Annotated in this window: 10 protein-coding genes; 7 read left to right on the top strand and 3 right to left on the bottom strand. The window is 62.0% G+C overall.

Annotation, left to right across the window (positions count from 1 at the left end):
* Window positions 1-447: 447 nt before the first annotated feature.
* Window positions 448-1,056, bottom strand: coding sequence for a DsrE family protein (locus tag ACLP2E_RS02125; protein WP_442465012.1), 609 nt, complete (start codon window positions 1,054-1,056; stop codon window positions 448-450).
* Window positions 1,057-1,120: 64 nt separating this feature from the next.
* Window positions 1,121-1,441: a hypothetical protein gene (locus ACLP2E_RS02120; protein WP_442461226.1), complete on the bottom strand. Its 321-nt coding sequence runs from the start codon at window positions 1,439-1,441 to the stop codon at window positions 1,121-1,123.
* Between the two features lie 149 nt (window positions 1,442-1,590).
* On the opposite strand from ACLP2E_RS02120, the gene ACLP2E_RS02115 reads away from it, so the two are divergent.
* The gene (locus ACLP2E_RS02115; RefSeq protein WP_442461227.1) at window positions 1,591-2,265 is read left to right on the top strand and encodes a DsbA family oxidoreductase; all 675 of its coding nucleotides are present in this window, start codon (window positions 1,591-1,593) and stop codon (window positions 2,263-2,265) included.
* Between the two features lie 19 nt (window positions 2,266-2,284).
* On the opposite strand, the gene ACLP2E_RS02110 is transcribed toward ACLP2E_RS02115, so the two are convergent.
* A complete protein-coding gene (locus ACLP2E_RS02110) occupies window positions 2,285-2,593 on the bottom strand; it encodes an ArsR/SmtB family transcription factor (protein WP_442461228.1) in 309 nt (102 codons plus the stop codon).
* 194 nt (window positions 2,594-2,787) lie between these two features.
* Between ACLP2E_RS02110 and ACLP2E_RS02105 the strand changes: the two genes are divergently transcribed.
* The 6 genes from ACLP2E_RS02105 to hpnH all read left to right on the top strand — a co-directional run bounded on the left by ACLP2E_RS02105 (window position 2,788) and on the right by hpnH (window position 12,615).
* Window positions 2,788-3,822: a YeiH family protein gene (locus ACLP2E_RS02105; RefSeq protein WP_442465011.1), complete on the top strand. Its 1,035-nt coding sequence runs from the start codon at window positions 2,788-2,790 to the stop codon at window positions 3,820-3,822.
* A 55-nt stretch (window positions 3,823-3,877) separates the two neighbouring features.
* The gene (locus tag ACLP2E_RS02100) at window positions 3,878-5,239 is read left to right on the top strand and encodes a chloride channel protein (RefSeq protein WP_442461230.1); all 1,362 of its coding nucleotides are present in this window, start codon (window positions 3,878-3,880) and stop codon (window positions 5,237-5,239) included.
* Window positions 5,240-5,424: 185 nt separating this feature from the next.
* A complete protein-coding gene (locus tag ACLP2E_RS02095) occupies window positions 5,425-7,881 on the top strand; it encodes an efflux RND transporter permease subunit (RefSeq protein WP_442465010.1) in 2,457 nt (818 codons plus the stop codon).
* On the top strand, window positions 7,868-8,365 hold the full coding sequence (locus ACLP2E_RS02090; protein WP_442465014.1) for a hypothetical protein: 498 nt from the start codon (window positions 7,868-7,870) through the stop codon (window positions 8,363-8,365). The genes ACLP2E_RS02095 and ACLP2E_RS02090 overlap by 14 nt, the downstream gene beginning before the upstream one ends.
* Window positions 8,366-8,457: 92 nt before the next feature.
* Window positions 8,458-11,406 (top strand): 1-deoxy-D-xylulose-5-phosphate synthase, encoded by a 2,949-nt coding sequence (dxs, locus tag ACLP2E_RS02085; RefSeq protein WP_442465009.1) that lies wholly within the window; start codon window positions 8,458-8,460, stop codon window positions 11,404-11,406.
* Window positions 11,407-11,496: 90 nt separating this feature from the next.
* Window positions 11,497-12,615 carry an adenosyl-hopene transferase HpnH gene (hpnH, locus tag ACLP2E_RS02080; protein ID WP_442465013.1) on the top strand — a complete coding sequence of 373 codons (1,119 nt, stop codon included), beginning with the start codon at window positions 11,497-11,499 and terminating at the stop codon, window positions 12,613-12,615.
* Window positions 12,616-12,619: the final 4 nt, after the last annotated feature.

Below are 12,619 nucleotides of genomic sequence, written 5' to 3'. Positions count from 1 at the left end.
CATACGGGCGCGAGCCCGGATCACAAGGACTGCGCACTCGTGATTGAAAATTTACCGCCACGTCATGGAGTCCGAGCCGCATGACCTCAGCCCCCAAACTCGGCCCCTCGGAACCCATCAAGCCATCCCCAACCAGATCAGCCGCAGATGGCCGAGGGCAAACCCTCCTCGCGCCACAGCCCGCCCGTCACCCGGCGACCAGAGGAACCCGGATCGAGAACTGCGGAAAATCGAGTATTTCGACCCAACTGAAGCCCTCCTCCGCTACCACTTTCGTTCCGACGGGAATTTTCGAGCCACAATCAACGGGTTATGTTGGGGTAGCGAGTCAAGCTCCTGACTCGTGACCAAGCGCCGTCTCTCGTCCGGGGAGATCGGCATTGGCTCGAATCAGTTTTCTTCACCGCCTCGAAGGCGCAGGCGTGTTCATTGGCTTGAGTGCGAAGTTCACGGCTGGAGTTGCACAAATCCGTCCTGCATCAGTTGCACCAGACGCAGGACGGCGCCCCCGTTGACTTTTACGCCCGGAAGCAGATTGGAGTTGGTCCAGCCTTTTGCCTCGGCGGTATGGACGCATTCCTCGAACTGTACGCCCTGTTTTTGCAGCGCGACGATCTGTTGCTTGTAAGGGTTGCCCGTTCCGGACGTTCGCGCCCGATCGTAGGCCTCGTCATTCAACATCATATAGCCGGCGGCGCCATGGAAAACAGCGATGATTTCAAGCGGCGTATTCTCTTCCTTGTACGCCTGGATCATTGATTGCATCTGCCTCAGGCCGATCGACTGGTCGCCAGCGAAAGCCACATGATCCATGTTGAAAACGACCTTCGACGCCTTGGGGGCCACAGGCACGTCAATTCGGATCGCGGGCTTTGGCGCAGGTTGTTGAGCCAGCGAAGGCGATGCCGCCATGAAAGGAAGGCAAAACAATAACATTGGTGCGAACTTCATTGGCGACATTGAATTTCCTCGCATCTGAGCGGCAATCGACGGCGAAAAGCGGTCCTTTATAAATTGACCAACGGCATCTGTCAGCGTGGCCCGCTTCCACAACATGGTTGGTCCCGCTTTCCGCGACGATTGCAATCGATTAGCGAGGGACCAATTCGCGGCGGCATGGCTAAATGCCCGATCCGCTGTCCTCGCTCAGGAACGGCGGCTCAGGCAAATCGGCATCCGAAAGATCAGCGCGGCGCGTCGAAAAATTCGTCGGCAGCGGCATCCAGAACACCAACTCCGTATCGGTATAGACGAACTGGCATTCCGCATCCGAATCCACCGCGATCCAGCAGTCGTCGCTCGAATGCTGCGGACGTCCCCATTTGACGACGTCGACTTCGCCCGCCCCTTGCTCCGAGGGGCGAATAACCACTAAAATCCGCGCGCCATCCCTTGGTGCTGTGGCGATGGGCCGCCACACGCCGAAATCTGTTCCGCTCATCAGCCGGTTCCCTTCGAGGCTTTCAAAGTTGCAAGAAGCTTATGAAATTGGACGTGACGTGCAAGGGCCTCGTGCTGGGTCTTGAGCCACCGCCATGGCGATGTTTGGCGGAAATGTCGTCCTTTGAATCGAGTAAAAAGGTCTGAGGCGTGCGCCCCATCAAGATAACTCATTTTTCCGATGTGCTTTGCGTCTGGGCGTTCTTCGCCGAGCCGCGTCTGGCGGAGGTCCGGCGCACATTCGGCGATCAGGTCGAGTTCCAATTTCGTTTTTGCCCCGTCTTTGGCGATGTTCCGGGCAAGATCGCCACCGCCTGGCAGAGCAAAGGCGGCTTCGATGGCTTTGCGGATCATGCGCAGCACGCGAGCCAAGCATTTCCGGAATTGACCCTGCATCCGGACCTATGGCGCAAAGTACGGCCTGCCTCTTCGCTGTCGCCGCACCTTTTTCTGAAAGCCGTGGAGAGCGGGGAATTGGACGGCCAATACCAGCCGGGAACATTCGCCCAAACGCTCCGGGTGATTCGAGAGGCGTTTTTCGTTGAAGGACTCGACGTTTCACGACGTGAGATTCATCACGAGATTGGTGTGGAACTTGGGTTGGACATGGCGGTCGCACAGAATTATCTAGACGACGGTCGCGCCCATGCCGCCCTTTCCGCGGACTACAAGGAAGCGGAGAAGGTCGGCGTGCAGGGCAGCCCGACGATGATCCTGAACGAGGGACGCCAGAAGCTTTTTGGCAATGTCGGCTACCGAATTATCGAAGCCAATATTCAAGAGCTTCTACGCGAACCGAATCCGGATCAGGCAAGCTGGTGCTGACGCCGATCGCTGTCGATGGTCATGGGTGAAGCTTTTCTTCACAAAAACAATCAGACAGAACACTCATGAGCTTTTCGACGCGGACATCCGCGAGGCGGTAAAAGCGCGTCGCGCCGCTGCTGCGCGAAGCTACGATCCCGTCTTTTTTCAACAGGGTGAGATGGCGCGACACAGTCGGTTGCGGGGCGCCCATTGCCTCGGCGATGGCCGTCACGGAACGTTCGCCAGCGGCGAGCAAGCACAGCACACGCAATCGTCCCGGGGCTGCGAGAGCCTTTAGAAATTCGCTGGCCTCTTCGGCCGCGTCGTTTAATCGCTTGACGTCCATCCATTCGCCGGGGTTCGTAGTTGGAATAACGGGTGAATCGCATGACGCCCGTCATTTCGCCGCGACGTTCGGCTGTCTAAAGTTATATGTTACAGATTGGCTTTTTACCGGCCGAGCAACATTGAGGCGTCATGAGTTCTGATCTTGATACGGACACCGCCTCGGCGCACGCAATCTTTCAGTCCTATGACGGAATGGAGGGCCTGGCGGCGATCGAATCGTCAGCTCAGTCCCATCCGGCGGAATGGCGCGCGTTTTTCCACCGTATTTATCCGGGTCTGCTGGTGGCTGGCACGATCGCTCTGGCCGCCACCTGGTTGTCTCAGCAGTATCACTCTCCGGTGATGTTGTTCGCCCTTCTTTTCGGGATGACCTTTCACTTCCTTTACGAGGAGGGCCGCTGCGTCGCCGGGATCGAGTTCTCGTCGAAGGCCGTGCTTCGGGTCGGCGTCGCCTTGCTCGGCGCGCGCATTACCGCCCATCAGATATTGCAACTGGGAGCGATGCCGATCGCGACTGTCGTGGTCGCCATCATCAGCACCATCGCCCTCGGCGCTTTCGCAGCCCGAATGCTCGGTCTCAGTCGATCCTTTGGCGTGCTGTCTGGCGGCGCCGTAGGAATTTGCGGCGCCTCCGCGGCGCTCGCGATCGCTTCGGTATTGCCACGCACGTCTGAAAGCGAACGGGACACGATTCTGACCGTGGTGACGGTGACGCTGCTGTCCACCATCGCCATGATCATTTATCCCTTGTTCGTGACGGTGCTTGGCTTCGATCACATTCATGCCGGCATTTTTCTTGGCGGGACCATTCATGATGTGGCCCAGGTGGTCGGTGCGGGATATTCGATCTCGCCCGAGACCGGCGACGTGGCCACTTACGTCAAGCTGCTGCGGGTCAGCATGTTGTTGCCGGTGGTTTTCTCCATCGCCTTCTTCGTCAGTCGCCGGGCGAAGGGCGGTCAGAGCCACGCGAAGGTGAACCTTCCGCTTTTCCTGGTCGGCTTCGCCGTCCTCGTGGCGCTGAACAGCGCCGGCCTGTTGTCCAAAATGACAACCGATGTCGCCAATGACGCGTCTCGCTGGAGCCTCGTCACGGCAATCGCGGCGCTCGGCATGAAAACGTCTTTCAAAGACCTTGCAGCGGTCGGGTGGAAGCCGATTGCCCTCATGGTGCTGGAGACGGTCTGGATCGCGGCCATTACGGCTATCGCCGTGATCTTCGTTTGAAATTTGCGACGCGCATGCCTGTTTAAAAACTGGGCCAGGGGAAACGGACGCGCAAATGCAAGGGCCCGACCAAAAGTCTGCGAAAGGAGCTGTCGACGCCGCGCAAGGCCATGTCCCCGCCACTCTGACCAAACCGGGAGCCGCGCGCTTCTGGCTGGCCGTCGTTCTTACGGGGATCGGCGCGGGCGCCAGCGCTGCGGCGCTGACCTTGCTGCTGACGCAGGTGCAGCATCTGGCCTGGCCGTCAGCGGACGGCCTTCTTCCTGCGGCGACTGCAGCTAGCCCATCGCGGCATGTTTTCGTTCTCCTCGGCGCGGGCCTGCTGACTGGACTGGCGCAAATCGTGCTCGTGAATCTATCGGGCGCCAATTCCATCGAGATCACGACCGCGCTCTGGTTCGCCGCCGGCCGGCTTCCGCCGTTGCGAACGCTGGGCAGCGCGTTTCTGTCTGTGATCATCGTCGCGATGGGCGCCTCTCTCGGACGGGAGGGAGCGCCGAAACAGACGGGCGCTGTGATCGCCAATGCTTTGTCGGATTGCGCTGGCTTTTCCGACGAGCAGCGCAAATTGCTCGTGGCTTGCGGGGCAGGAGCTGGAATGTCGGCAGTGTATGGCGTGCCTCTCGGCGGAGCATTATTCGCGCTTGAGGTGCTCCGGGGCGCTCTGGCGCTACGTTTTGTGCTTCCGGCGCTCACGGCGTCCTTGATCGCGACAATGGTGGCGTGGCTGGTTATTCCAAACGCGCCGCTCTATCGCGTCGCGGAGGAGGCCAATTCTGCTTCGGCCATTCTATGGGCCCTGGTGGCCGGACCGGTGATCGGCATTGCTTCGGTCGGCTACGTGCGCCTGATCGCGCTGGCGGATCGGAACAGGCCCAAGGGCCGGCTCCGGTTGATCGCGCCGCTAATGGCGTTCGGACTCCTTGGATTGGTCTCGATCGCCTTTCCGCAATTGTTGGGCAATGGCAAAGACCTGGCCCAATTGGCGTTCGATGGCGCAGTTGCGCCGAAACTCCTGCTGGCGTTGCTCGTGCTGAAGCCGCTGGCGACTTTCATGTGTCTGGGCAGCGGTGCGCCTGGCGGCCTTTTTACGCCCTCGTTGACGTTCGGCGCCTTGCTTGGCGGCGTGTTAGGCTATGGCTGGACATCGATCTGGCCGGGCGCGCCGCTGGGCCTCTTTGCCATCGCCGGCGCTGGGGCATTGCTTGCGGCGACGACCCAGGGGCCGATCTCGGCGGTCGTTCTCATGATTGAAATGACAGGGCGTGATCGCGCGTTCATCGTCCCCATGCTGGTCGCCGTAGCCGTCGCCACTTTGGTCGCCCGCACCATCGACCCGCGCTCGATCTACGACGCGCGCCTGACCGACGAGGAGTTTATGGAGCGGCGAAGGCTTCGCGAGCCGGCGCCCTTGTGAGACCCGAGGCAAATTGAGATGCGCGGCTGCTTTGCCGGCGCGCCTGCCCCTATTCAACCCGAACCGCCCATGGCCAAAAGCTTCCGCGGATGCTGATTTAAGCTTTGCCGGCGCAAGGAACCTATCCTTGCCTCTTGCATTCTCTCTTGTCCGGACGAGCCGGGATCGGGGTGCTCGAGGATCGCATGAGGGATCGGGAAAGAGACGCTGATCGAATTTCCGAACCAGCGGGAACTGGGCCAGGTTCGTCGAGCGAACCGTCGAAGCTACGCATCGCGCTGGGCATCGAGCGGCTGGGCCTCATCGCCCTGATCAAGCCAGCGCTCTCGATCGCCGTGATAGCGCTCCTGACCATCGCCGCGATACTCGGCTTGCTGCGCATCAGGATCGACGATTCGCTGAGCCAGCTGTTTCGCTCGGAAACTCCTGAATTTCACCAATTCGAGCAGGTTTCGCACGATTTTCCCTCCAGTGAATATGATGTGCTCGTCGTCGTCGAAGGCAAAGCGCTGCTGGAGCGCGCGTCGGTCGAGAAATTGCGAAATCTGGTCACGGACCTGCAATTGATCGATGGCGCGCGCGGCGTGATCTCGATGTTCTCGGCGCGTCAGCCATCCGAGGGCGCCGGCCTGCCGACGCCGCTGTTTCCGGATCCGCTGCCCGAAGGGGCCAGTTACCAGAAACTTATAGACAAGGTGAGAAGCAACGAACTCATCAGAGGCAAGCTTGTCTCGGACGATGGCCGGCTTGCGCTCGTCGTGCTGTCGCTCGAACCGAAAGTCGTCGAAAGCGGCGATCTCGACACAGCGATCGCCGAGATCCGCCGCACAATGACCGACGATCTGGAAGGAGCGCCTTTGACGGCGCAACTGTCCGGCGTGCCGGTCATGCAGCTGGAGATTCGCAAGGCTCTGGAACGCGACCGGCTATTATATAACGGCATCGGATTTCTGGCCGGCTGCGTCATAGCCATCCTGTTTTTCCGGCGCGTGTCCTTCATGATCGTCGCCGCCGCGCCGCCGCTGCTGGCCATTTTATTCTCGCTCGGCGTGCTGGGCTGGCTCGGCTTCCGGCTCAACATGTTCCTGAATGTCATGACGCCGCTGATCATGGTGATCAGTTTTTCCGACAGCATGCAGCTGACCTTTGCGGCGCGCGACCGGATGATGGCGGGCGAAGACCGCGCCAGCGCCTTTCGCAACGCCTTGCTCGTCGTAGGACCGGCCTGCGTGCTGACACACGCCACCGCCGGGCTGTCGCTGCTAGGCCTTTTGTTTTCGGATTCGGACCTGATCCGCGCCTTCGGCGAAGCGGGCTTCATTTCGACGGTTGTCGCCCTGGTCACGGTGCTTTCTCTGGTTCCTCTGCTTGGGACGTTGCTGGCGCCGAAACAGGCTTCCTTCGTCGCCACCATCCGCGGCGCCGACACCGGCGTTCGCGCGCTGCGGGCCTTCTGCGATTTCGTAGCCCTTCGCATGGTGCGTCGGCCCGCCCTCAACAGCGCCATCGGCCTGTTGGTGGTCACGGCTCTCGCCTTTGTCTATTCAGGTTTGCAGCCGCGCTATCGCCTGGCCGACCAGGTGCCCGATCAGCAACAGGCGATGCGCGCCAGCGGCCAGCTCGACGCCAAATTGACGGGCGCCAACCCCATCGACGTGCTGATCAAATTCCCGCCGGGCGCCAGTCTTTATTCGCCCGAGACCCTGGCCGTGATCGGCGAGGTGCATCGAGCCATGGAGACACAGCCGGGCCTTGGCAATGTCTGGTCGATCGAGACCCTGCGCCGCTGGCTCGCGGAAAAGCTCGGCAAGCCCGATGTCGCCACGCTCCGCCAATATCTCGAACTATTGCCGAGATTCCTGGTCCGTCGCTTCGTCTCGCGGGACCAGGATTCGGTGATCGTTTCGGGGCGCGCGCCGGACAAGGATTCGGCGAAGCTGCTGCCGATCGTCCAGCAATTGAACAAGCGGCTCGACGCCATACGCGCCGCCCATCCGGGTTATGAAATCGCCCCGACCGGTCTGTCGGTGATCGCGGCGCGCAACAGCGCCAGCATGATCAACAAGCTCAATCGCGGGCTGACGGTGGAGTTCGCCTTTCTGGCGATTTTCATCGGCCTCGCTTTCCGTTCCGTTCCGGTGATGCTGGCCATATTGCCGGCGGGTCTTTTCCCGATCCTTGCTGCGGGCTCCTTGTTGCGCGCCATGGGCGACGGTCTCCAGTTCGCCAGCATCGTCGCCTTGACCGTATCGTTCGGCCTCGGACTCAGCGCGACGATCCATTTCCTCAATCGCATGTGGGCCGAAGATCGCCCGGACGCCGACCCCGCCATCGCCGTGGAGCGTTCGACGGTGCTGATCGGCCCGGCGCTGATCCTGACGACGTTCGTGCTCGCCTGCGGCCTCGAAGCGCTGGCTTTCTCGAACCTGCCGATGCTGAAGCTGTTCGGTTGGCTCAGCGCCTTCGCAATGCTCGCCGCGCTTGTCGCCGACCTGTTGATCCTGCGCCCGACGATCACTTTCCTGATGCGTCTGGCGCGTCGCACGCCGCCGGCTGGACGCCGGCAAAGCCAGTCAGAGGTCTCAACGCGAAACATTCTCAAGGGAGATAATCGTGCCGAAATTTCGCATGTCTCGCGATGAACACATGCTGAAGAGGTTCGTCGCGGCCTTTGGTCTAGCCGCCAGTGGCGCCGTGTTATGGAGCCACGCCGCGGCCGCCGCCGGAGCTTTCGATCCTTTCGCCGGCGCATCGCGCGGCGTTGGCGAAGTGGTTTCGCGCGACGGCGTCCGCGAGCGCATCTCCTGCCGCGTCAACGGCGCCGTTTCGCAAGGCGGCGCCGCTATGACGCAATCGATGGTTTGCGCCAGCGACAATTATCGCTTCGACATCCGCGCCAACGCCGTCGCCGAGGGCGGCCGTGTGCGCGGCGAATGGCAGGAAACTACGCGCGGGGTGCAGGGGGCCTTGGCTGGCAGGGTCGAAGGCGGCCATTTGAGCGGCGCCGTTTCGGGGCAGGGCTTCACCGCAGCCTTTTCGCTGCGGACGTCCGGCCGAAAGGAATTCTACACGTTACGGCCAAGCACTGGCGACGTAGCCAGCGTAAGCGTCGTGCTGACCCATTAGTCGCGCCGTTGCTGTCATTTAGGCGCCACTAACAAGCGCCGTCGCGGAACTGAACATAGCGAGCTTTAGTTTCCAGCGACGGGGAGATTAAAATGCAAGAATTTGGGCTCCGCCTCGACGAAACTTTTTTATCTTGTGACGCGGGCGGCGACAATGCGCCCCAAGCCGCAAGCCCGCTGCTGGACACGGTCCGGCTGCCACATGACCTCAAGACCCGCGGCGTCGGCGAGTTGCGACGCATCGCCGACGAAGTAAGGCGGGAAACGATTCAAGCGGTTTCGGTGGCTGGAGGCCATCTCGGATCGGGGCTGGGCGTCGTCGAACTGACCGTGGCTCTGCATGCGGTTTTCGACACGCCGCACGACCGCGTTGTCTGGGATGTCGGTCACCAGGCCTATCCCCACAAGATCGTCACCGGGCGGCGCGACCGCATTCACACATTGCGTTCCGGCGGCGGCCTGTCCGGCTTCACCAAGCGAAGCGAAAGCGAATATGATCCTTTCGGCGCCGCCCACGCGTCGACGTCCATCTCCGCGGCGTTCGGCATGGCGAAGGCGCGCGACCTGAGCGGCAAGGCGCATCATGTCATAGCTGTGATCGGCGACGGTTCGCTATCGGCGGGCATGGCCTATGAGGCGCTCAACAACGCCGGCGCCGACGCCAGCCGGCTCATCGTCATCGTCAACCACAATGGCATGTCGATTTCGCCGGCTGTCGGCGCGATGACCGACCATCTTTCGGCTTTGTCGGCGGCGAACGGCGTCCGCTCTCTCGCCGAGGTCGAGCGGCAGCTGCAAGACGCCGACATGGCCGCCGGCAGCGATAGAAAGACGAGGGCCGAAACCCTGTTCGAGCATCTGGGCTTTCGCTATGTCGGGCCGATCGACGGCCACGACCTCGACATGCTGGTCCCCGTGCTGCGCCAATTGCGCGACGCGGAGAACGGGCCGATACTGCTGCATGTCCTGACCGAAAAGGGCAAGGGTTACGGCCCGGCCGAGACCGCCGCGGACAAGGGTCATGGCGTCGTCAAATTCGATATCGCCACAGGCGCCCAGTTCAAGCCCCCGGCGCGGGCGCCGAGCTATACCAAGGTCTTTGCCGAAAGCCTGATCAAGGAGGCGGCGAAGGACAGCAAAATCGTCGCAATCACCGCCGCCATGCCGGCTGGAACCGGCCTCGATCTTTTCGCAAAGGCCCATCCCTCGCGGATGTTCGATGTCGGCATAGCTGAACAGCATGCCGTTACTTTCGCCGCCGGTCTCGCCGCCGAAGGGTTCAAGCCTTTCTGCGCCATCTATTCGACCTTCTTGCAGCGCGCCTACGATCAGGTGGTTCATGACGTGGCGCTGCAATCGCTGCCGGTGCGCTTCATGATCGACCGCGCTGGTCTCGTCGGCGCCGATGGACCGACCCATGCGGGTTCCTTCGACGTCGCCTATCTGGGCTGCCTGCCCGGAATGGCGATCATGGCGGCGGCCGACGAGGCCGAACTCGTTCACATGGTGGCCACGGCGGCTTCCATAAACGACCGCCCTTGCGCGCTGCGCTACCCGCGCGGCGAAGGCGTGGGCGTGGCCTTGCCCGAGACCGGCGTTGCGCTGGAGATCGGCAAGGGACGCATCGTCCGGCAGGGCGAGACCGTCGCTCTGCTGTCCTTCGGCGCCCGCCTCGACGAGTGCCTGAAGGCGGCGGCGGAGCTGGAAAAGCAGGGGATCTCCACGACGGTCGCCGATGCGCGTTTCGCCAAGCCGCTCGACGTCGAATTGGCTCTGCAGCTGGCCGATCAGCACGAGGTCCTGATCACCATAGAGGAAGGCTCGATCGGCGGCTTCGGGTCGCATGTCCTGCAGACGCTCGCCCACCAGGGCCGGCTCGAAAACGGCTTGAAAGTCCGGCCGATGGTCCTGCCGGATATTTTTCAGCCGCAAGACGACAGCTCCGCCATGTATGCGGCCGCCGGCCTCGACGCAGCGGGCATTGTGAACCAGGCGCTGGTCGCGCTCAACCGCGACCGGCGCCTGCCCGGCCGGCCGAAGCGTTCAACGCGCGCAGTCGCCAGAAAGCCGCTTTCAGGGGAGCCGGCGCCGGTGCGAGTCTCCAGCCGGGCGCTGCGGGTCGTGCTGGCGCAGCCGCGCGGCTTCTGCGCCGGCGTGGTCCGCGCCATCGAGATCGTCGATCGCGCCTTGGAGAAACATCAGGCGCCGGTCTACGTCCGGCATGAGATCGTCCACAACAAGCATGTCGTCGACAGCCTGAAAGCCAAGGGCGCGCAGTTCGTCGAGGAAATTTCCGACATTCCGGATGGTTCGGTGGCGATTTTGAGCGCGCATGGCGTCGCCAGGCGAGTCGAGGAGGAGGCGGCGGCGCGGCCGTTGATCGTGCATAACGCCACCTGTCCGCTCGTCGCCAAGGTCCACAACCAGGGTCGGCGCTATGTGGCGCAGGGGCGCAGCCTGGTGCTGATTGGCCATGCGGGGCATCCGGAAGTCGAGGGCACGCTCGGACAGATCGCAGCGCCGGTCTGTCTGGTCCAGACCGAACAGGACGTCGAAAAGCTCGACATCCCGCCCGATGCGCCTGTCAGCTATATCACCCAGACGACGTTGAGCGTCGACGACACGGCGGCGATCATCGCCGCCCTGCGCCGCCGATTCCCAGACCTGACCGGTCCGGACACGCGCGACATTTGTTACGCCACGCAAAACCGGCAACTGGCGGTGCGCGCGCTTTGCGCCCAGGTCGATGTCATCCTCGTCGTCGGCGCGGCGAACAGCTCCAATTCCAACCGGCTTCGCGAGATCGGCGCCGAAATGGGCCTGCCGAGCTATCTGATCGCCGACGCCAGCGAATTGCGCGAGGAATGGCTCGAAGGCGCGCGATCCATCGGCGTGACGGCGGGGGCCTCCGCGCCGGAGGAACTTGTGCGGGGGGTCGTCGCATGGCTCAGCCGGCGAGGACCGGTCGAAGTCTCGACGATCGACGGCCGCGAAGAAACGGTCGAATTCCGATTGCCGGCGGAACTTCTCGATCGCGATTGACGAGAGCCTTGGCGAGCAAAGTCCAGGCAGGAGGCCGGAGTGAAAGCTTCAGGCCAGGTTTTCGGCGCGAAATTTCTGAAAGGAAGCGTGATGGGCAGGCCAGGGTTATCGCCATCTTTCCGCGACGTGAAAATAGGCCTCTATCTGCTCAAGCAAAGGCTGCTCGGCCGCGAGCGCTACCCGCTGGTGCTGATGCTGGAGCCGCTGTTTCGCTGCAATCTCGCCTGCGCCGGCTGCGGCAAGATCGATTATCCGGATCACATTTTGAACCGGCGATTGTCGGTCCAGCAATGTCTCGACGCGGTGGACGAATGCGGCGCGCCGATGGTGGCCATCCTGGGCGGCGAGCCGTTGATCCACAAGAATATCGGGGAAATCGTCGAAGGAATTCTCGCGCGCAAGAAGATCGTCAATCTTTGCACCAACGCCCTGCTGCTCGATAAGAAACTGCATTTGTTCAAGCCTTCGCCTTACCTTTATTTCTCGGTCCATCTCGATGGGCTGAAGGATCATCACGACCGCGCGGTTTCCCGGGACGGCGTCTTCGAGATTGCGACGGCGGCGATCGGAAGGGCCCGGGCGCAGGGCTTCAACGTCAATGTCAACGCGACGATCTACGATGGATTCAAGGCGCAAGAGGTCGCGGATTTTCTCGATTTCGCCAAAACGCTCGGCGTCGGCGCCTCCATTTCGCCCGGCTACGCCTATGAACATGCGCCCGACCAGGAGCATTTCCTGAGCCGGCGCAAAACCAGGGAGCTTTTTCGCAATATCTTCGCCCTGGGCAAAGGCCGAAACTGGAACCTCATCCATACGCCGATGTATCTCGATTTCCTCGCCGGCAATCAGTCCTTCCAGTGCACGCCCTGGGGAATGCCGACGCGTAACGTCTTCGGCTGGCAAAAGCCCTGTTATCTGCTCGGCGAAGGCTACGCCGACAGTTTCAAGGAGCTGATGGAGACGACCGAATGGGAGAAATATGGAACCGGGCGCCACGAAAAATGCGCCAATTGCATGGCCCACTGCGGTTATGAAGCCACAGCGGCCCACGCCAGCGTGCGGCGGCCCATGGCGGCGTTGCGGTTGTGGTTGGGAGGCCTGCGCACCGAAGGCCCGATGGCGCCCGAATTTGTGCTGCGCTCGAGCGAAACGCACCGCAGTTCCTTCGGGCGCCTCGGCGGGGCCGCGCCGGAAAACAACGAGGCCTGAAGAA

It is taken from the genome of Rhodoblastus sp. (genome assembly GCF_052145335.1).
Classification (GTDB): Bacteria; Pseudomonadota; Alphaproteobacteria; order Rhizobiales; family Beijerinckiaceae; genus Rhodoblastus.
Note: the sequence above shows the minus strand (reverse complement) of the source record. Positions and strands in the feature narration are given on the sequence as shown.